This window comes from Streptomyces sp. NPDC026673 (assembly GCF_040638135.1).
Lineage (GTDB): Bacteria > Actinomycetota > Actinomycetes > Streptomycetales > Streptomycetaceae > Actinacidiphila.
In genome coordinates this window covers 42,436-62,537 of sequence record NZ_JBEZXR010000051.1, presented here as the reverse complement: position 1 = coordinate 62,537, position 20,102 = coordinate 42,436, and the positions used below count along the sequence as shown (strand labels likewise).

The window sequence follows — 20,102 nt, the reverse complement described above, 5'->3', positions numbered from 1 at the left end:
GCTCCGGGACGCCAGCCGCCGTCGACGCGCTCCCAGAGCACGACCTTCGAGGACGCCGAGGTCTTCGCGGCCCCCGTGACCAGGACGACCTGCCGGGCGCCGGCCGGGATGCGGGACAACGTCCTGGGGCCGAGCCCCGGAAGCTGCGCGGGGTATTCCGGCTCCGGCGGCTTCGGCGGGACCGTCGCCCGTGGCGCGGCGGGGGCGGCCGCCGGCTGACCGGTCGCGGGACCGGGGGCGTCCTGGACGGCCGAGGCCGTCTCAGGGGCCGGGGTCGGGTTCGCCTCGGCCGTGTGGTGGTACGCGGTGATCCCCAGCGAGGAGACGACGACCACCGCGACTGCGGATATGTACGGCCCGTGAAGGCGCATCGGTGCGGGCTTTCTCAAGAGGGCGGAAGGTCAAGTCGCTGCCCCATCGCGGGGTTCGCGGTTCCGGAGGACCGGCTGGTCTCCGTGGGCGATGCGGCACGCCCGGCATCGCCGCCCGCGTCAAGGGCGCGGTCCTGGGCCGCGGAGGTGGTTTCACACCCGTTCAACCCGGCGGGCTCCGGTTCGGGTTGCCTGGATGCCGGGAACCCGGCCCCGGACGCCGAGGCCACGTTCGGCGCGGGACTCCGAGGCCACGTTCGGCGCGGATCGCCGGCGCGTGGATCACGGGTGCCGGGGGTGCGCGGCGGGCCTTCGGAGCTCCCCCTCCGCCGCCGACGGCGTCGTCCGCTGAAGCGGTCCCCGCGCTGCGCGATCGGGCAAGAACTCATGCGCCGCCGGGCAAGATCCGCGAGTCGGGCCCGCCTACGGTCGGGGCCCACCACGGCTGGACACCCCCTCGCACGAGCACCCCACGGCGGCCTCCCAGCCGGCGGCACGAGCACGACGGGAAGCAAAGGGAGAGGGCGGACATGACCGACCCGGGACGGTGGACGGACAGGGCGGAGGAGCGGACCATGGCGCGGCTCGCGCTCATCGGGGGAACAGTGCCGGCGGTCTTCACGGTCTTCACGGTCTGCGCGGCCGTTCCGGTGTGCCGCCGGCAGAAGGTCGCCTGCCACGTCATGGGACTGGCCACGGCCCCGGTGGCGGCCGTGGCATTCGGCCGGCTGCACCGGCGGTACCGCCGCCGGGTGGCCGACGCCCGTGCCGTCTCCGACGCCGTGCACCGTGTCCTGCTGCGGCCGCTCCCGGCGCGCATCGGCGGCCTTGCCCTCGCCTCCGGCTACCACGCCGGCGGCGGCCGGGCCCGGGTCGGCGGTGACCTCTACGCGGTCGCCCGGACCGACACGGTGACCCGCGTCATCATCGGCGATGTCCGGGGAAGGGGACTGTCCTCGTTCCCGGACGTCATCGCCATTCTCGGCTCCTTCCGGGAGTGGGCACCGCGGGCCCCCTCCCCGGCCGATCTGTCCACCCGCCTGGAGGCGAGCTTCGTCCGGTATCTGGCCGACGCGGACCCCGACACGCATGCCGACGCGGCCGAGCACTTCGCGACCGCGCTGATCCTGGAAGTGCCGGACGGCGAGGCCGTCGCCCGCATGGTCGACTTCGGCCACCCGCCACCGGTTCGGGCCCGCTCAGGAGAGGTGGTCATGCTGTCGGGCACTCCCTGCCCCCCGCTCGGGCTCAGCCCGCTGTGCGACCTGGGCGCCCACGAGAGTGCCTTCGAACTCGGGCCTTGCGACACGCTGTTGCTGTACACCGACGGTCTCGTCGAGGCCCGCGACCGCGCCGGTGTCTGTTTTCCGCTGCTCGAACGCGCCGCCACGTGGACGTGGGACGACCGGCTCAGACGCTGTGACGACCGTCTGCGGGACGTCCTGGCGGAGATCCTCGAGGACATCGTCGCCCATTGCGGTGCGCTGCCGGCCGACGATCTCGCCATGGTCGCGCCGGCCCGCCACACGCAGGGTGGCGGAGCGGTACTGCCCCACCCCGCGGATCCCGACCCGTCGGAAGGCCGCATTCGACCGCTGCGGCCGGACTGATCACGAACGGACGTCTTCGTGGTCACCGGTCGTCACGAGCAGCCCGGTCGAGCCGGATCGCCGGCCCTTCGGCGCCACTCGACCGGGGACACGCCGTAGGCGGCACGGAACATCCGGCTGAAATGCGAGGAACTGGCGAAACCCCGTCGCTGCGCGATCGCCGCCACCGTCAGCCCCGCGAGGTCGGGACGCGAGAGGTCGTCGCGGCAGGCTTCCAGCCGCAAGTGCCGAATCCACCGGCCGACGGTCATGCCCTCGCCGTGGAACAGTTTGTGCAGATAGCGCACGGAGATGTGGTGTGCGGCCGCGATCGTGGCCGGGTCCAGTTCCGGTCGGTCCAGGTGCGCCCTGATGTATGCGCGGATGTGCAGCAGCAGCGTCTCTTCGGCGGACGGGATGCCGTCCGCGGTGAGGCGCGCCTCGTGCGCGACCAGTGCGGTCAGCAGGTCGATCATCGCGCATTCCAGGTACCTCCTCGACCCCGGTGGGCAGGTCTCCAACTCCGCCGCCATGGCGAGCCTGCTCACCCACGAGGCGAGGATCCCGCCGATGCAGTGGGCCGCCGGATACGCCCGACCGGTGGCAAGGGCCAGATACGAGTCGGGAACGTCCAGCATCTCCCGGGGGATGGCAGCCGCGTTCTGGTGCATGTCGCCATGGAAGTCCCGGACATAGGGCCGTCGCGTGTCGAGCAGGACCAGGTCTCCGGCGCTCTGGAGAGCCTCGCGTCCGTCCTGGACCGCCACACTGCTGCCCACCTCTTGCAGACTCACGATGAGCGCTGCGCTGCGGTCGTTGGCGATGATCCCGCGGGTCCGGGCCAATCGCTGAGGGCTCGCCTCGATGTGGCCCACATGGATCGCCCCGATGGACGCCCATCGGAGCGAACCGCGTACCGCGCCACCACCGTGGGGCCTGACCTCCAGCCGGGCGAACGATCGGCGGACGGCGTCCGACCAGTACTCCGCCCTCTGATGGGAGGGAAAGGCATCGGTGCAGAATTTCTTGATCACAGTCTCACGCGCCCGTATGTGCCCTGTCATGGAACACCCCGAGCACCCGGCCATCGCGATACTCGGGGCCGGTCGGCAGAAAATCCGACGCCGGAATGGTAAATCATTCCGGTGGAAATCGGGCCGGGCGAAGAAGAGACTGCGGCATTTCCGCAGGGAAACGCCGTCCCCGGTGTCCGACGGCGGAGATCGAGCCGGTGGTCGACGGTCCCCGCCCATGACCAGTGGACGCGCCGATCACCGAAGGAGCCGGGAGCCCGCCTGTCCGGGGACCGGCGGTACCCGGCTGACGCGGGAGCGGGCCGACCCGCCGAAGGCGCCGACCGCGCCGACCGCGCCGATGCCGGACTCCGTCTCGACCTCGGTATGACCTACCGGGTCTCCGGCACCGACGTGCCGTGTTCCGATCCGCCGGGGTCAGCCGCCCGCGGGCTCCAGCCGGACGACGATGCCCTTCGACGTCGGCTGGTTGCTGATCTCGGCCACGCTCTCCAGCGGCACCAGGACCTGGGTCTCGGGGTAGTACGCGGCGGCGCAGCCCGGCGACGTCGGGTAGGGGACCACCTGGAATCCCTCCGCTCGCCGCACCACATCGTCGGTCCACACGCTCACCAGGTCCACCGACTGCCCCTCGCGGAGGCCGAGTTCGGACAGGTCCTCAGGGTTGACCAGCACCACGCGGCGGCTTCCGTGGATGCCCCGGTAGCGGTCGTTGTCCGTGTAGGGAATGGTGTTCCACTGGTCGTGGGAACGCAGGGTCTGCAGCAGCAGGTGCCCCTCGGGGGCCCGCGGCATGTCCCAGGCGTTGCAGGTGAACATGGCCTTGCCGGTGGCGGTGGCGAAGACTCCCTCGTTGACCGGGTTCGGCAGCCTGATGCCGCCCGGGCGGACCACACGCCGGTTGAAGTCGTGCAGCCCCGGCAGGATGTGCGAGATGCGGTGCCGGATCGTCCCGTAGTCGTTCTCGAACTGCTTCCACGGGATGTCGGCCCTGCCGTCGAGGGTGTGGCGGGCGAGTCGGCACAGGATGGCGATCTCGCTCAGCAGCAGCTTGGAGGCCGGCTCCAGGCGCCCGCGGGAGGTGTGCACCTCGCTCATCGAGTTCTCCACGGTGACGAACTGCTCGCCGCAGGGCTGGATGTCCCGTTCGGTGCGGCCCAGGGTCGGCAGGATCAGTGCCGTCCGGCCGCAGACCGCGTGGGACCTGTTGAGCTTGGTGGAGATGTGGGCGGTGAGGCGGCACCGCCGCATGGCCTCCTCGGTGACCGCGCTGTCCGGCGCGGCGCGGACGAAGTTGCCCGCGAGGCCGAGGAAGACCTTGATGCGGCCTTCCCTCATGGCCTTGATCGAATTCACCGAGTCCAGACCGTGGGCGCGCGGCGGGTCGAAGCCGAACTCCTGCTGGAGCGCGTCCAGGAACGAGTCGGGCATCTGCTCCCAGATGCCCATCGTGCGGTCGCCCTGCACATTGCTGTGCCCGCGTACCGGGCAGGCGCCGGCGCCGGCCCTGCCGAGGTTGCCGCGCAGCAGCAGGAAGTTGACGATCTCCCGGATGGTGGGAACGCCGTGCCGATGCTGCGTCACTCCCATGGCCCAGCAGACGATGACGCGCTCGCTGCCCAGGACGTCGTCGCGGACGTCCTCGATCTCCTCGCGGGTCAGTCCGGTCGCGGGGAGGATCTGTTCCCAGGTGATGGTGCGGGCGTGCCGGGAGAACTCCTCGAAGCCGCTGGTGCTGGAGCGGATGAAGTCCTGGTCGAGCACACTGCCCGGCCGGGCGTCCTCGGCCTCCAGCAGGAGCCGGTTCAGGCCCTGGAACAGCGCGAGGTCGCCGCCGCTGCGGATGTGGAGGAAGCGGTCCGCGATCTGGGTGCCGTGCCCGATCAGTCCGCGCGGCTTCTGCGGGTTCTTGAACCGCAGCAGACCTGCCTCGGGCAGCGTGTTCACCGCGATGATGCGGGCGCCGTTGCGCTTGGCCTCTTCCAGCGCGGAGAGCTGCCGCGGGTGGTTGGTTCCCGGATTCTGCCCCACCAGGAAGATCAGGTCGGCGTGGTGCAGGTCGTCCAGGCTCACCGTTCCCTTGCCCGTGCCGAGGGTCTCGTGCAGGGCGGCGCCGCTGGACTCGTGGCACATGTTGCTGCAGTCGGGCAGGTTGTTGGTGCCGTAGGCCCTGGCGAAGAGCTGCAGGACGAAGGCGGCCTCGTTGCTGGCCCGGCCCGAGGTGTAGAAGACCGCCTCGTCGGGCGACGCGAGCGAGGTGAGTTCCCCGGAGATCAGTTCCAGGGCGTCCCGCCAGCTGATCGGCTCGTAGTGGTCCGAGTCCGGCCGCTTGACCATCGGTTCGGTGAGCCGGCCCTGCTGGTTCAGCCACAGATCCGACCGCCGGCCCAGCTCGGAGACCGGGTGACGGCGGAAGAAGTCGGCGGTGACGCGGCGCGTCGTCGCCTCGTCGTTGATGTGCTTGGCACCGTTCTCGCAGTACTCGTTGCGGTGCCGGTGGCCGGGTGCCGGGTCCGCCCAGGCGCAGCCGGGGCAGTCGATGCCGTCCACCTGGTTCATCGTCAGCAGCGTCACGCCGGTCCGGCCGACCGAGGTCTCCTCCAGGGAGTACTCCAGCGCGTGCCGGACGGCGGGAACGCCGGCGGCCCATTCCTTGGGCGGAGTCACGCTGAGCGACTCGTTCGGCTCTTCTCGGGGGGCCTTCTTCATGGGGTGCGTCTCTCGTTCTCTCGTGCGCGGATCACTTACCCGACGGGCCACCGGGGGACCCGGCTCCGTGGGGGCTCCGACTCCACCGGCTGTACGTGTCCGTTGTGGATGGACGCCCGCCAGGCCCCGCTCTCCTCGCCCAGGCCCTCGATGTACTCCTTGAAGTTGCGGAGTTCGGCCCGCACCACGCGGTGCGTGAGTCCGAAGGCGTCGGTGACGGAGTCCGCGAGGCCGCGCCGCGTGGCCTCCATCCGTACGGTGAGCTCGGTGCGGTCAGGCGCGGTGGAGCGGAACGACACCGTGCCCTGGTGGCAGGGGCCGCGTCCCAGGCTCTGCCAGACCAGGTGCGAGTCAGGCTGCTGCTCCACGATCTTCGCCTTGAATTCGCGGTGCACCGGGCCGATCCCGATCACCCAGTGGGTGACCGCGGGATTGATCTGCTCGACCCTCTTCACCACGGACATGAACCGCGGGAAGCTCTTGAACTGGGTCCACTGGTTGTATGCGGTTCGTACCGGGACCGCAATGTCCACGACTTCTTCGACGGATTTCATGGCCCACCTTCTTCAGGCGCTGCTGTCCCCAGTGTCACCGCCTGCCCGGGACGTCGCCATGTGGATGGGCGCGGCCCGCCGGCAGCCGCGCCGGACTCCCGTGACGCTCCGCGCGGCTCTGCCCACTGCCCTCGTCGAGGGGACTTCCGGGACCTGCGCGGTCACGGGCGGTGGCCGTTCGCCCGGAGGAGCCCCGGCACGCCCTCCGTCACCCGGACCTCACCGCCGCATGCTCCCCTCTCAGATGATCCGGCCCGAGGCCACGGCTGCGGCCTGGGGCGACCAGAACGGTTGGGACACCCGGGTGAACGGAAAACCCAGTTGATCCGGACCCTGGCGTCGGAATACTGGCTGTCGTCTCAGTTGATCCGGCCTGCGTCCGGCGTGCCGCCTGGGACTGGCGGAGGGCCTGCGAGCGTGACCATGCACGACGACCAAGTGGACGTGACCACGGAAATCGTTGCGACCTTGATCCGAGAACAGTTCCCTCAGTGGGGCGGCAAGGCGATCCGGCTCCTGTCGTCGACGGGGACGGTCAACGCCATCTTCCGCATCGGGAACGACCTCTCGGCGCGTTTCCCACTGCGCCTGGCCGATCCCGCCGAGGCGCTGGCGGTTCTGGAACAGGAAGCCCAGGCGAGCGCGGAGCTGGCACGGGTGTCCCGGTTCCCGACCCCGGAACCCGTCGCCTTGGGAAAGCCCGGAGCGGGTTACCCCATGCCGTGGTCGGTCCAGACATGGCTGCCGGGAACGGTCGCCTTCGAAGCGGACCCGAGTAGGTCGGACGCTTTCGCCGAGGACCTCGCGGCCTTCATCGCGGCCCTACGGGGCGCCGAGACGCGAGGGCGGCTTTTCAGCGGCCAGGGTCGCGGCGGCGTTCTCACTGACCACGACGACTGGATGGCGAAGTGCTGTGAGGAGAGCAAGGGGCTGCTCGACGTGCCCCGGCTGCGCCAGGTGTGGAGCCGTTTCCGGGAGTTGCCGCGCACGGGGGCCGACGTGATGAGCCATGGTGACTTGATTCCCGGCAATGTACTGGTCGAGGGAGACCGGCTCGGCGGCGTACTCGACACCGGCGGCTTCGGCCCCGCCGACCCCGCGCTGGATCTGGTCAGTGCCTGGCACCTGTTGGAGCCGGGCCCGCGGGAAGTGCTCCGGCGGGCACTGGCCTGTGACGATCTGGAGTGGGAGCGCGGCAAGGCATGGGCGTTCCAACAGGCGATGGGCGTTGTCTGGTACTACGTCGAGAGCAATCCCACGATGAGCGGAATGGGGCGCCGGACCCTCGACCGCATTCTGGAGTCCACGGGGTGATGTCGCCCCGACGATAGTCCCGACGCAATAATTGCGGCTGACCTGGCGCATGGCCCATCGATCGCCGAGCATCTCGGCGAACGGTGCTCCGGGGAACGGGCCTACTCGTCCGCGCCACTGGTCCGCGTGACGGTGGCTGCCTGCAGCGGGTGGGACCGGGCGGGTGGATGGTCGATCGGCAGACCGGGGCGCCAGAGGGTCAGGCACTGGGCGCTGGGGACGAACAGGCCGTCGGGGAGCCGGTCGAGCGGCCACCATCGCCAGTCGCCCACGCTCTCGCCGGGCTGGTCAGCGGGCTCGCCCTCCCACGCGGTGACCACCGCGGCCACCGTCGCCCGCAGGACGCCCTGTGCCTCGTCCAGAAGCAGGCCGAGCAGTTCGACGTCCTCCTCGCGCACCGCGCACCCCGTCTCCTCGCGGACCTCGCGGGCGACGGTGCCGGCCAGGGACTCGCCGGGCTCCACATGGCCCCCGGGCAGCTCCCACGTGCCCAGCCGGTGTCGGCCGAGCAGAAGGCCGCGGGGGCCGTGGAGGATCGCTCCCGCACCGAGAACGGCGTTCGGCGGCGGCGGTGTGGTGGCGCGCGGGCGACTGGAGACCCGGGTTCGCCGGCGTACGACGTGGAACAGGCGGCAGGACGTCGGGGTGTCCGCCTCGGGCGCGTCCAGGACGTCGACCCGCTCCACGATCAGGCCGTGCTCCTCCAGGAGTTCCCGCCACAGCTCCGGTGCGAGGACCCACATCCGCACGGTGAGTCGCCCACCGCCCGCCAGGGGGAGGATCTCCGGGCGGGCCGTGACGGTGCCGGAAGGACCCCGGCCGTCGGAGTTGGTGTGCAGGACGGAGAACACCAGGCGGCCGCCCGGCGCCAGCGCGCCCGCGACCGCGGGCAGCAGTCGCCGCGGGTCGATGTACGCGAAGCCGTGGACGGAGTAGATCACCTCGTACGGCTCCGCGTGCCGCAGGTGGTCGACCGCGTCGCCCAGGACCAGGTGCAGCCCGGGCACTCCGGCGTAGCGGGCGGTGGCGCGCCCGTGCTGGGTCGGGGAGGCCTCGACGGCGTCGACCACGGCACCGTGCGCGCGGGCCAGGTGCGCGGCGTGCCGGCCGAGACCCGACCCGAGATCCGCGACCCGGCGGCCCCCTACGTCGCCGAGGACTTCCGCGCCGGGCCTGTCCGGCCAGAACCCCCAGGCGATACGGTCCGCGTCGGGCACATCGGTGCCCCTGCTCACGTGGTGCGCCCCGTAGGCGGTCCAGGCGTCGGCGTTCGTCAGTTCTGCGGCGTCCACGGCGGGCGTCCTTCCAGGTCGGGCGATCACGGGTGCAGGGCGAGGCGAGGCGGCGCGGCCGGTCCACGCCACGCCCGCGCCCGCGGCCGCGGCTCGGGACCATCCCTCCGTCGGGAACCCGGCCCTGCAGGAGGTGCCGCCCGGTGTCCGCCCCTGCGGCGGTCACCTTCGGCGAGCTCGGTGACGTTCGGTGGTCGTCAGTCGGGCCGCGGCACCAGGACCGCGACGTCGTGGCCGAACCCCACCACCACCCGCCCGTCAGGGGCCATGCTCACCGCCGTCACCTCCGAGGGGAACACCGCGTCCGAGCCCAACTGGCGGTGCGAGACCAGGTCCCACACGCGTACCGTCCGGTCCTCGCCACCGGTGACGACGAGCGGCCGGCCGTCGACCACGGCCGCGGCGACCGCCCACACCGGACCCATGTGGGCGGTCAGGCGAGCGCGTCCCGCCACTTCCGTGCCCGCGGCCGCGTCCCACACCTGGACCCGGCCGTCCCACGTGCCCGTGACGGCGACCAGGCGCCCGTCCACGACGGCGGTGGTCAGCGATACCCGCTGCCCGCTGCCTCCGGCCGGAGTCAGAAGCCGGCCCTGATGCCGGCGCTCCCTCAGACTCCATGTATGCAGCACGCTGTCGTCGTGCAGGGTGACGGCGACCGGGCGGCCGCCCACCTCCGCGGTCGCCACCGCCCCCACGGCACCGACGCGGCCCGCCCCGGGGGCGCCGACGAGCTCTCCCAGGGACTCGCCCGTGGCCGCGTCCCACATCAGCAGCCGCGGAGCGTCTCCGCCGAGGAGGATGACCGGGCGACCGTCCACCACGGCCGACGCCGCCGCCCATGCGCCGCCGGCGAGACCGGCCAGGGGACGGCGGCTCGTCAGGTCCCACGCTCGCGTCAGCCCGCTCGGGTCGGCCACGGCGGCAACGGTTCTGCCGTCCACCACGACCGCCGCCACCGCCCACACCGAGCCCTGGGCGGGCAGGGGGTCGCCCAGCCGCTCCCCGCCGGCCAGATCCCGCACCAGCGCGGTCTCGTCGTCGCCGCCGGTGATGGCGACCGCCCGGCCGTCGACCACGGCTGTGGTGGCCGACCGCACCCAGTCGGCATGTCCGTCGGCCGCCTCGACGGCTCCGGCGATCCGGCCGCCGGTTGCCCATTCCACCCGCCACCCCGTCCCGGGGCCCATCGCCCGTACCGCGGCCTGCCCGCCGGCAGCGCCGTCGTCGTCCACCGGATCCGTCATGATCGGGAGGCTAGCCGTCCTCCGCCCGGCAGAGAACCGGGAATCGGCGCATCACCGAGGCAGGCGTTTGCGCCCGCCGGGAGGTCGCGTTACCGTGAAATAGTCACTGATCTTGACAATAAAGTTCAGTTCCCATGCGTACACCCGCAAGGAGTGAGTACGTCATGCCCGACACCACATTCCGCGAATTCCTGACCACCGAGAACGCGGCGCTGGTCCTGGTGGATCACCAGGTGGGCCTCTACAGCGGAGTCCGGGACACAAACCTGCTGGAGCTCAAGCACAACGTCGTCGCTCTGGCGAAGGCGGCTCAGGTGCTCGAACTGCCCACGGTGGTCACCACCACCGCGGCGGACAGCATGTGGGGCCCGCTCATTCCCGAACTCGCCGAGATCCTGCCCGGCGATCTCGACGTCATCGACCGCGGCACGGTCAACGCCTGGCACGACAGCAGGGTGCGGGACCGGATCAAGGCGACCGGCCGGAAGAAGCTGATCTTCAGCGGCATCTCGCTCGAGGTGTGCGCGACGCTCCCCGCCATCGCCGCGTCCGCCGAGGGCCACGACCCCTACGTCGCGCTCGACGCCTCGGGCACCTTCTCCGACGCCAAGCGCGAGGCCGGGCTCCTCCGGCTCCAGCAGGCGGGCGTCATCGTCAGCGACTACGCCACGCTGATGGTCGAGATCCTGGCCGACAACGCCTCGCCGACGGCCGGAGCAGTGTACGAAGCGCTCGACATGCCCTTCTCCGTACTGGTCGGCCAGATCTCCGCGGGGTACGCCAAGCAGCGATGACCGTCTGAAATGGCCCGGCCCGCACCCCGCGCCGCGCGTTCTCGAAGACGGCGCCGGGCGGCGAAGCGCCCTACTCGTGCGCCTGCGCCGGCGGGCGCACCGCCACGATGGGCTTCAGAAGCCGTCGCGGCGTGTTGATCGCGCTGGAGACGGGGGCGTCGTCCGCTCCCGTCGGCCGGAATCCCGGACCGGGTTCGATCCGTTCCGGAGACCGAACCCGTCCTGACGGCCGAGATCGACTGGTAGGCGGTACGCGGTCACCCGGGGCCGCCGAGCCGTTCACGGCACGGCGGCCCCGCCGCGGATTCCTGACGCACAGCGGGCTGCGGGAACCGCCCGGATTCCGGCTCTCGTCGGTCACTCGCCGAGATCGTGCTCCGGCCCGCCCCGGCCGTGGGCTCCGGGCTCTTTCAGGACGTCTGCCGGCGGTGCCAGGCCAGACGCAGCCGCAGCCCGAGGCGGATCACCAGGGCGGCGGCACCCGTCATCGTCCCGATCCACGACAGATGCCCGTTCGTGGCGTACGGGGCCGGGGGCAGGGGAAACGGATACAGGAGCAGGCTGAACGAAGCGGCGCCGAGTGCCAGCGCGAGGAACGCCCCGTACCGGAGGCGGGCCAGACCGACGGCGGTCGGAAAGGCCAGCACGAGGGGAGCGAACAGCGCGAACAGATGCATCGGCTCCGGGCGCGCGGGCTCGGTCAGACCGGGGCCGCCTGCCAGTGCCTCGAACACGGTGACCGATCCCACAACCATCGGAACCCCCAGGGCCAGCGCGGTCAGCGCGGTGACCCGGCGGGCACGGGGGTCGGCCGGTGGAAGGTCGGGCGGGGCGGCCAACACCGCGGCCGCGGCCAGAGCGAGTCCGAACAGGGTCGGCGCGTTCTGCGACAGCCCCGACGAGCCACCGGACCAGTAGGCGGCGGGCACCGACACCCCGGCGCCGATCAAGGCCGCGAACGCGGCGATCCGAGCCCATACCCAGCGGCCCGCGAGGACGCATCCGAGGACCGCGAGCCACGGCACGTAGGCCAGCGGGGTGTAGGTGCGCTCGCCGTCCCAGGGCAGCGCCGGGAGGGGCCACACCACCAGCAGCGCCGCCGACGCCGAGGCCGCCACGGCCACGACATAGGGGATCAGCCCGGCCAGCAACCGCCCCGCGGGGCGGGCCGAACCCAGGCCCGTGCGCATCCGCAGCGCGTGCCCCGCGACGGCCGCCGTCTCCCGCAGTGCCCCCAACCCACCCGCGCCGTCGGTGACGTCCTCGAGGGTCGCCGCGATCTCCGCACCATGCTGCCGGCGGTACGCAGCCGGATACAGCCGGATCACCGCGTCGTGCGTGCGGGAACCGCGCCGGACCGTCTCGGCCTCATGCCCCGTCATGCGCCCGCTCCGCCCTGCGCCGGGCGCACCACCGAGCCCGGGCGGCCCAGCCCGATACGGCGATCGGCCTCCCGCGCGGTCGTCCGCAGCCGGTCGGCTTCTGCGGTGAGCAGCGTGTATCCGGCGTCGGTGAGCGCGTACGTCCGGCGCAGTCTGCTGTCGACGATCTCCTCACTCTCGACCCTGACGATCCCCTGTCCCAGCAGGCGATCCAGCGCCCCGTACAAGGTGCCCGCCCGCAGGCGGACCCGGCCGCCGGATATCGCGGCGACTTCCTGGATCAAGGCGTATCCGTGCCGGGGTGCGTCGGCGAGTGCGGTGAGCAGGAGCAACGTCGGCTCCTGCAAAGGACGTTCAGTCATACGCGGGACTCTATATATCGTCGAACTGCATATGCAAGCGCTCAAGTCCCGCCACAGCCCCGGCTGTTGCCCACTGCCTCCGCACACTCGCCCCCTCGCACGCCTCCGTTGTCACAGCCGGGCAGTACCGTCCCGCGGGTGAGAACACCTGAAGAACTCGACGACGTCGACTGGTCGGCCCTCCACCACGCCTACGCCGTCGCGGACGACGTTCCCGGCATGGTGCGCGCCCTGTACTCCGGTGATACCGAACGCATCGACACAGCGCTCGGGGAGCTGTACGGGAAGGTCCTGCACCAGAGCACCGTGTACGAGGCGACCGTGGCCGTCATCCCGTTCCTCGCACACGCCGCGGGTCACATCACCCATCGCCGGGCAGACCTGCTGGACTTCCTCGTCGGCGCGGCGGGCGACCGGGAACCCGACTACCCCGAGGCACAACGGGGACGCGCGGAGGTGGCCGCGTGTGTACCGCACCTGCTGCCCTTCCTCACCGACGACGACGTGGCGGTGCGCCGGGCGGTGGTCCGCATCGGCGCCCAGGCCGTCGGTCCGGACGTGCCGGCCGCGATCGCCGCGCTGGCCGCCTGCCACACCGCGGACCCGAGCCCGCAGGTCCGGGCGGACGCGCTGACGGCGCTGGCCCAGTTGGAAACCGACGCCGAGAGCGCCGAGCGGCGCCTCACCGACGCCCTCCGGGATCGGGCCGCCGCCGTCCGCACCACGGCCGCGCTCACGCTGATGGCCCGCACCGGCACGCCGTACCCGGCACAGCTCGTCCGGATCCTGAAGGAAGCCGGCGCCGTGCCGGACGGAGGCATCGACCGGAACTGGTTCCCGGACGTCGGCTCCACCGACCGACGAGCCGCCGACGTTCTCGAGGCCGACCCCGACACGGCCGTGGCGGTATCGCGCCACTGGATCCGGCACGGCGACATCGGCGCCCGCGGCTCCGACCGCGCCAAAGAGCTCGCCGGCCACTGGCGCGACCGACAGGACGAAACCCTCGAGCTCCTCCTCGAGGCGCTGCCCCACCAACGGGACGACTGGGCGCTGGCCACGCGGCTGAGAGCCATCGCGCTGTGGCTGCCGACAGCCACCCGCCCCCTGCCCGGCCTGGGTGACGTCCTGCTCACGCACGCCACGTCCACCCAGTGGCAGGTGGGCGAAGCGGCGCAGCTCGCCCTCGGCCGCCTCGGCGACGAACGCCTCCTCACCGCGGTCCCCGAACCCGATGCCCAGGCTGTCGCGGCACTCGCGGCGCGTACGGGCGAACGCGACCACCAGCGGCGCGCCCTGACCGACCCCGGGCTGCGGTACCCCCTCGAAATCCTGTCGGCGCTCACCGCGCGCGATGCGGGCGCTCTTCTGCCCGAGCTGACCTGGCTTCTGCGAACCCACCCCGCGGCAGGCCGTGTTGCCCGCCGGATCGGCGACTGGGGCCTGCGGGACCGGGCGATAGCGCAGGCGCTGACGGACGCGGCGCGGAACAAGGACCAGGACCTCGCGATCCCCGCCGCCGTCGCCCACGCCCGCCTCCACGGCGACGCCGACCGCGCGATCGAACTCCTCACGCCTCAGTTGTCCACCCCCGGCGGGCACTGGCACCTCGAATCCGCCGGCCTCCTCGGCCGCGCGGGCGCCCCGCTGCTGCCGCTGGTCGAGACGTTCCTGCCGAACTCCTACGACTGGACGCGCATGCGGGCCGCCGAGGCGCACTGGCGCATCACCGGCGACCCGGCCGTGGCCCTGCCCGTCCTCACCGAGGTGGCCGTACCCGCGCCGGTCGGCATAGCGGCCCTCGGCACCCTGGTGGAGATCGGCGTCACGCCCCCGGAACTCCGACCCCGCCTCACCGAGTGGGCGCATTCCCCGAGGCGGGTGTGCCCGGCGGGCTGGCACACGAGTTTCAGCGAGTTGCGCCCCGAGGACGACCGGCTTCGCGAATTGTCCCTGCGGCTGCTGACCTGACGGGAAACCCCGTGCGCGCGGTCAGCCCGGACGGTGATCCTGTGGCGGCAGGCGGCGGTTCGCCGCGTTCCGCACCCGCCGGGTCCGTCCTCTTTCGGCGAGCAGGCTCAGGGCCTCGGTCGAGTTGACGACCTGTGTCGTCGCGACCATGCGCTGCATCCAGTCGGACGCGGTCGTCAGCTCCTCGGCCGTCCACGGCTCGTCCAGCGCGATCGATCGGAGCAGGGTCCATTCGCGCAGCCGGCGCGTGAGGAAGGGACGGTCGCCGATCGTCGAGGCCATGCTGCCTGCCCAGTCGGTGAACGCCGGGTCGGTCAGCAACTCGGCGGCCCGGCGTTCCAGATGGTGGTTGACGGCGGCCTGCGCCATCGCCGCGTCCTGGTCGCGCAGGACTGTCGTCACCAGGCCGGCCTCGTCCGCCTCCGCGACATCGTCCAGGGCCCGCAGGTAGCGCCGGTAGCGGTCATGCTCGGCGGGTTCCTCGTCAAGATGGGGGTCGGTCATGCGGCCGTCCTTTCGAAGACGCTGCACGCCACCGCGGGCAAGCACATCGGCTTCCCCCTGTTCGAGGTCGACAGCTCGGTCCGGTTCCTCGAGCGGCATCTCGGCGGGGCCGTCACCGCGCCGGCGGCCTGAGGTGAGCAACAGCGGCGTCCGGTCCGCCCATCGGGCGCGGCTGCCGCGGTCCGGGTCGAGTGAACTCCCGCCCGGTCATCCCGCTTCCGACCGCGGCGGCAGAGCGCGGTATCGCTCGAACGCCTCGCGGGCGTCCGGAACGAACGTCCGATGCCGGACCAGATCGACCAGTTCGGTCTCGGTCACCCAGTCATGCCAGGCGACTTCCGAAGGGTCGGGCCGAAGGGGTTCCGTGACCACCGCCTCATGCAGGCCGAGCCAATACGGGCTGATCGCGCCCGCGCAGAGGTACTTGAACACGAACCGGGGACGGGCGTGTATACCGGCCTCCTCCGCCAACTCCCGAGCAGCCGCGTCCTCGTAGGTCTCCCCCACCTCCACCGCGCCTCCGAGCATCCAGTTGAGATGCCCCGGAAACCGAGCGGCATCCTCCGGACGGCGGTTGACGAGGATCCGGCCCCTGCTGTCGCGGCAAACGACCGTGGCGATGCGATGCAGCCACCGGTGACGGATCGCCTCCCGCCTGTCCACGACCGCCAACACCTCGTCGTGCTCGTCCACCCGCTCAACCGGTTCACTCATGGCCCACACGATGGCAGAGACGACCGACAGCCCTCCCGGTCCGCGCTTCGCGGGGCGACGGCCGTGATCGTCGGCGGTCCGGTCGAGCGGCCTCAACCCGGGAACGAGCCGCGTCAGGGCGTTTCGGGCTTGCGGGCCAGGAGACAGGCGTGCGGTCGGCTCACGCGTCCGCCGGGCTCCTGTTCCAGTCTCGCGCTGACGACGAGTCCGGCCTGGCCCAGCAGGTCGACCACGCGGTCCAGGGGCAGGAGGTACGACTCGTAGGACACCGGACGCCCATAGCCGTGGGTCGGCTGCAGCCGCTCATCGCCGACATAGTCTCCCCAGAGCAGGTGGCCGCCGGGCGCGAGCGTGCGGTGGAACTCGGCGAACACGTCCGGCAGCCACCGCGGGGGCGTGTGATGGGTGGAGTACCAGGCCAGGATGCCGCCGAGCTCGTCGTCCCGCATCTCCAGCGCGGTCATCGAGCCCTCGGTGAACCGCAGGTTCGGATAGGCGTTCCGGGCCAGCCCGATCATCTGAGGCGACAGATCGACGCCGAAGACGGACACCCCCAGCCCGGCCAGGTGCGCCGTCACACGTCCGGGGCCGCACCCCAGGTCCGCGACCGGCCCCCGACCGGCCGTCCGCACCAGTTCGGCGAACCCCGCCAGCATCGCGCGGGACAGCGGGTCCATCTCGGCCGGAGGCGGGACGCGTTGGACGTAATCGGCGGCGACCGTGTCGTACGACTCCCGGACAGCGGTCAGAAAGGAGGGCTCAGCCATGCGGGCGACCCTAGACCAGGCGACTGACAGTCCATGGCACGACCTTCAACGCCCGGTCACGCCGTCGAGATCGCGCGCGGAGGCGAGCAGGCGTTCGCGGAGCCAGCGGTGGGCCGGATCCGTGGTGTGACGGGGATGCCAGTACATCATCTCGTGGATGTCCGGCAGGGGGAGCGGCGGTGGCAGGAGCCGGATGCCGGGTGCGGCGGCGGCGAGTTGCCGGGCCGCCCGTTCGAGGACGAGGCTGGCCAGTGAGGTTCCCCGGATCAGGAACGGCACAAGGAGAAAGCTCTCCACGGTGATCTCGATCCGGCGCGAGGTGCCGAGTCGGGCGAGATGCTGGTCGGCGAGATTGAGTTGCCGGTCCGAGCCTATGCTGTACACCAGGTGCGGAAGGCGCAGGTATTCCTCCGGCGTTATCCGCCGATCCGAGGCGGCCGGATTTCCCGCGTCGACGGCGCAGAGCCATCGGTCGCCGAACAAGGCATGGGACGGAAAACGTGTGTCGCCGAGGAGTTCCCTCGGTTCGATGACGAGATCGGCCTCGCCTGCGTCCAGAAGCCGCCGCGGATCGCGCGATCTGGGGAGGACGTGAATCGTCACGCCCGGGGCTTCGGTGGCCGCCGCCCGGACGAAAGGGCTTAGCAATACCAGTGTCGCGTAGTCGGACGCGCTGATGGAGAAGGTGCGCGTATCCGTGCCCGGCTCGAAGCCGGGTCGCTGCTCGATGGTCCGCTCGACCAGGTCGAGGATCTCCCGTACGGGCCGCACCAGCCGCTCGGCCTCGGAGGTGAGTGCGAACTCCCGCCCCTGCCGCACCAAGAGAGGGTCCCCGAACATCTTCCTGAGACGGGCGAGTGACGAGCTGGTGGCGGGCTGGCTCAGGCCGAGCCGCCGGCCCGCGCGGCTGACGTTGCGCTCGGCCAGCAGCGCGTCCAGCGCCACGAGAAGATTCAGATCCACGTTCCGCAGATTCATAATCCCTGACCAGCCCATGTATTCGTCGCGGAAATACCACGAATTCAATACATCTATTTGACGGATGTGTCGCGCAGATCATAGCGTCCCGCCTCAAGCGGTGCGCTTTCGCGGCCGACATCACGTCAGGTTCCCCTCCTGGGTGGCGGCTTGTGCCACCGCCGGTTTGGAGATCCGATGATCGAATGGGGAAATACTCAGGCCGATCCCGACACCTTCCGGGCGGCGATGGGCCGTGTGGTGGGCAGCGTGACCGTGGTGACCACACGTCATGACGACCGTCCCTGGGGGATGACCGTCAGTGCGTTCAGCGGCGTGTGCCTGGAGCCGCCGACCGTGCTGGTGTGCGTGGACCACCGCAGTGTCACCGCTGCCGACATCCGGCGCGAGAGCCGCTTCGCGGTCAATCTGCTCAGCCAGGACCAAGTCGCCGTGTCGCGGCTGTGCTCACGTGTCGGAACGGTGAAGTTCGTCGACGACCACGTCGTGGCGGGCGGCGAACTGCCGGACGGAGTGACGTCGCCGGTGTTGCGGGACTCCCTGGTGACCTTCGACTGCGAGGTGGCCGAGGCACGGCCCATGGGGAGCCACTTCGTCGTCTTCGGCAGGGTCCGTGTCGTACTGGCGCCCCGCTCCCGCTGCCCCCTGCTGTTCGGGCAGGGCCGCTACCAACGCAGCGTGGACATCGAGGAGGTTCCGGCGATGACGGAGGCCGGGACCTGAGACCGACCGGTCCGCCGGCCCGCCGGTGCGAGGCCCGCAACCACGCCGACGGACCGCCCCGCTTCTTCCACCGGTCTCCCGACGCCCACGGGGCACCTGGGACTCCGCCACCTTCCACCGCCAGTTGAACCACACCACCACGGGAGAGACATCATGAGGACCGGCGAGGAATACCTGGAGTCGCTGCGCGACGGCCGCAAGGTCTACGTGGGCGGCGAGCTCGTCGACGACGTCACCACGCACCCGAAGACCCGCGGATACGCCCACGCCATCGCGGAGTACTACGACCTGCATCTGAAGCCCGAGCACCAGGACGTCACGACGTTCGTCGACGAGGACGGCAGACGTCAGTCGATGCACTGGTTCCTGCCGCGGTCGAAGGAGGACGCCGTCCGCCGCCGCAAGTACGCCGAGTTCCTCTTCCGGCACTTCAAGGGGGGCATCTTCACGCGTCCGCCGGCCGGAATGAACGTCGTCATGTTCACCCAGGTCGACGATCAGGGGCCGTGGGCCGAGAACTCCCGCTTCACCGGCCCCCGTCGCGACCTGGCGGGCAACATCCAGCGCCAGTGGGAGGAGGTCACCTCGAAGGACCTCGCGATCTCGCCCATGTTCCTCGACGTGCAGTACGACCGCAGCCGCGACGACGCGATGGCGGAAACCCCCATGCTGCGCATCGTCGAGGAGAACGACGAGGGCATCGTCGTCCGCGGCTGGAAGGCCATCGGCACGTCGATCCCCTTCGTCAACAACCTCCTGATCGGCAACCTGTGGCGGCCGGGCCAGCAGCCCGAGCAGACCATCTACGCGATGGTCCCGCTGGCCACTCCCGGGGTGACCGTGGTCGCCCGCGAATCGCGGGCCCAGCCCGACGCCGACCCCTACGACCGTCCGCTGGCGACCATCGGCGACGAGCTCGACGGCATGGTCTACTTCGACGACGTGCTCATCCCCTGGCCGCAGGTACAGCACATCGGCAACCCCGACCACGCCAAGTGGTACCCGCAGCGGCAGTTCGACTGGGTCCACCTGGAGACCCAGATCCGGCAGACCATCCACGCCGAACTCATGGTCGGCCTCGCGCTGCTGATCACCCAGTCGCTGGGCACCAGCACCCAGCCGGTGGTGCAGGCACAGCTCGCCGAACTCATCCGGTTCCGCGAGACCTGCCGCGCGTTCATGCTGGCGGCCGAGGAGACCGGTTTCGAGACGCCCGGCGGCCTGTTCAAGCCGAACAACATCTACATCGACTTCGGCCGCGCCCACTACCTCGAGCACCAGCACGACATGGTGAACAAGCTGATCGACTTCTGCGGCCGCGGAGTGGTCATCCAGCCGACCAGGCGCGAGTTGGACGACCCCTACATCGGCCCCAAGCTCGAGCAGGCGCTGCGCGGTTCCGAGATCAGCGCCCGGGACCGGATCAAGATCTTCCGGCAGATCAGCGAGCGCTTCCTGACGGAGTGGGGCACGCGTCACGAGATGTTCGAGAAGTTCAACGGCACACCTCTGTACCTGATCAACCTGCTCACCATGCAGCGCACCGAGTACCAGGTCGACGGACCGCTCACCCAACTGGCCCGCGACGTGCTGGGTTTTGGTGACACCGCGGAGCTGGGGAAGCGCGCGGAGGAGACGGAGAAGGCCTCGCACTACGCCGGTGTCCGCTTCCAGCCCGAGTACGCCCGCGGCCAGGACGTCCACGAGGGCTACATCGCCCGCCGGACGAAGGAGCAGGAGGCCGGCCCCGAGCGCCACGACGCCGCGGCCGACTGACGGCTCCGGCCCGGGCATCCG

Annotated in this window: 18 protein-coding genes and 1 pseudogene; 7 read left to right on the top strand and 12 right to left on the bottom strand. The window is 71.1% G+C overall.

All coding sequences use genetic code 11. From position 1 onward, the window contains the following. A pseudogene (locus AB0F62_RS28915) lies at positions 1-371 on the bottom strand (hypothetical protein); the annotation flags it as partial. Between the two features lie 530 nt (positions 372-901). Between AB0F62_RS28915 and AB0F62_RS28910 the strand changes: the two are divergent. Then, positions 902-1,981, top strand: a complete 1,080-nt coding sequence (locus tag AB0F62_RS28910) for a PP2C family protein-serine/threonine phosphatase (protein ID WP_361805433.1) — start codon at positions 902-904, stop codon at positions 1,979-1,981. A 32-nt stretch (positions 1,982-2,013) separates the two neighbouring features. On the opposite strand, the gene AB0F62_RS28905 is transcribed toward AB0F62_RS28910, so the two are convergent. The 3 genes from AB0F62_RS28905 to AB0F62_RS28895 form a co-directional block, all read right to left on the bottom strand. Further along, on the bottom strand, positions 2,014-2,994 hold the full coding sequence (locus AB0F62_RS28905; protein ID WP_361805430.1) for a helix-turn-helix domain-containing protein: 981 nt from the start codon (positions 2,992-2,994) through the stop codon (positions 2,014-2,016). A 417-nt stretch (positions 2,995-3,411) separates the two neighbouring features. Then, on the bottom strand, positions 3,412-5,703 hold the full coding sequence (locus AB0F62_RS28900; RefSeq protein ID WP_361805427.1) for an FdhF/YdeP family oxidoreductase: 2,292 nt from the start codon (positions 5,701-5,703) through the stop codon (positions 3,412-3,414). 35 nt (positions 5,704-5,738) lie between these two features. Beyond that, positions 5,739-6,257, bottom strand: coding sequence for an SRPBCC family protein (locus tag AB0F62_RS28895; protein ID WP_361805424.1), 519 nt, complete (start codon positions 6,255-6,257; stop codon positions 5,739-5,741). A gap of 423 nt (positions 6,258-6,680) precedes the next feature. Between AB0F62_RS28895 and AB0F62_RS28890 the strand changes: the two genes are divergently transcribed. After that, positions 6,681-7,571 (top strand): aminoglycoside phosphotransferase family protein, encoded by an 891-nt coding sequence (locus AB0F62_RS28890; protein WP_361805436.1) that lies wholly within the window; start codon positions 6,681-6,683, stop codon positions 7,569-7,571. A gap of 101 nt (positions 7,572-7,672) precedes the next feature. Here the strand turns inward: AB0F62_RS28890 and AB0F62_RS28885 are convergent, their stop codons facing one another. Next, complete coding sequence (locus tag AB0F62_RS28885) at positions 7,673-8,863, bottom strand: NUDIX domain-containing protein (RefSeq protein WP_361805421.1); 1,191 nt, start codon at positions 8,861-8,863, stop codon at positions 7,673-7,675. A gap of 197 nt (positions 8,864-9,060) precedes the next feature. Continuing rightward, positions 9,061-10,110, bottom strand: a complete 1,050-nt coding sequence (locus tag AB0F62_RS28880) for a WD40 repeat domain-containing protein (protein WP_361805418.1) — start codon at positions 10,108-10,110, stop codon at positions 9,061-9,063. Between the two features lie 164 nt (positions 10,111-10,274). Between AB0F62_RS28880 and AB0F62_RS28875 the strand changes: the two genes are divergently transcribed. Further along, on the top strand, positions 10,275-10,904 hold the full coding sequence (locus AB0F62_RS28875) for an isochorismatase family protein (RefSeq protein ID WP_361805415.1): 630 nt from the start codon (positions 10,275-10,277) through the stop codon (positions 10,902-10,904). A gap of 410 nt (positions 10,905-11,314) precedes the next feature. Here AB0F62_RS28875 and AB0F62_RS28870 read toward each other — a convergent pair whose 3' ends face one another. Together AB0F62_RS28870 and AB0F62_RS28865 are read right to left on the bottom strand one after the other, a co-directional pair. Continuing rightward, positions 11,315-12,286 (bottom strand): hypothetical protein, encoded by a 972-nt coding sequence (locus AB0F62_RS28870; RefSeq protein ID WP_361805412.1) that lies wholly within the window; start codon positions 12,284-12,286, stop codon positions 11,315-11,317. Next, positions 12,283-12,648 (bottom strand): PadR family transcriptional regulator, encoded by a 366-nt coding sequence (locus AB0F62_RS28865; RefSeq protein ID WP_361805409.1) that lies wholly within the window; start codon positions 12,646-12,648, stop codon positions 12,283-12,285. The genes AB0F62_RS28870 and AB0F62_RS28865 overlap by 4 nt, the downstream gene beginning before the upstream one ends. Before the next feature lie 138 nt (positions 12,649-12,786). On the opposite strand from AB0F62_RS28865, the gene AB0F62_RS28860 reads away from it, so the two are divergent. Continuing rightward, positions 12,787-14,619, top strand: coding sequence for a hypothetical protein (locus AB0F62_RS28860; protein WP_361805406.1), 1,833 nt, complete (start codon positions 12,787-12,789; stop codon positions 14,617-14,619). A 21-nt stretch (positions 14,620-14,640) separates the two neighbouring features. Here the strand turns inward: AB0F62_RS28860 and AB0F62_RS28855 are convergent, their stop codons facing one another. After that, complete coding sequence (locus AB0F62_RS28855) at positions 14,641-15,123, bottom strand: hypothetical protein (RefSeq protein WP_361805403.1); 483 nt, start codon at positions 15,121-15,123, stop codon at positions 14,641-14,643. Here AB0F62_RS28855 and AB0F62_RS28850 point away from each other — a divergent pair. After that, complete coding sequence (locus tag AB0F62_RS28850) at positions 15,109-15,255, top strand: hypothetical protein (protein WP_361805400.1); 147 nt, start codon at positions 15,109-15,111, stop codon at positions 15,253-15,255. The genes AB0F62_RS28855 and AB0F62_RS28850 overlap by 15 nt on opposite strands. 75 nt (positions 15,256-15,330) lie before the next feature. Here AB0F62_RS28850 and AB0F62_RS28845 read toward each other — a convergent pair whose 3' ends face one another. From AB0F62_RS28845 to AB0F62_RS28835, 3 genes are all read right to left on the bottom strand, one after another. Beyond that, entirely contained in the window at positions 15,331-15,837 is a 507-nt protein-coding gene (locus tag AB0F62_RS28845; protein ID WP_361805397.1) for an NUDIX domain-containing protein, read from the bottom strand. A 113-nt stretch (positions 15,838-15,950) separates the two neighbouring features. Then, on the bottom strand, positions 15,951-16,604 hold the full coding sequence (locus tag AB0F62_RS28840) for a methyltransferase domain-containing protein (RefSeq protein ID WP_361805394.1): 654 nt from the start codon (positions 16,602-16,604) through the stop codon (positions 15,951-15,953). Positions 16,605-16,649: 45 nt separating this feature from the next. Further along, positions 16,650-17,630: a LysR family transcriptional regulator gene (locus AB0F62_RS28835; protein WP_361805391.1), complete on the bottom strand. Its 981-nt coding sequence runs from the start codon at positions 17,628-17,630 to the stop codon at positions 16,650-16,652. A 129-nt stretch (positions 17,631-17,759) separates the two neighbouring features. Here AB0F62_RS28835 and AB0F62_RS28830 point away from each other — a divergent pair, with 129 nt between their 5' ends. After that, a complete protein-coding gene (locus tag AB0F62_RS28830) occupies positions 17,760-18,305 on the top strand; it encodes a flavin reductase family protein (RefSeq protein WP_361805388.1) in 546 nt (181 codons plus the stop codon). A 153-nt stretch (positions 18,306-18,458) separates the two neighbouring features. Next, positions 18,459-20,081 (top strand): 4-hydroxyphenylacetate 3-hydroxylase N-terminal domain-containing protein, encoded by a 1,623-nt coding sequence (locus AB0F62_RS28825; protein WP_361805385.1) that lies wholly within the window; start codon positions 18,459-18,461, stop codon positions 20,079-20,081. Positions 20,082-20,102: the final 21 nt, after the last annotated feature.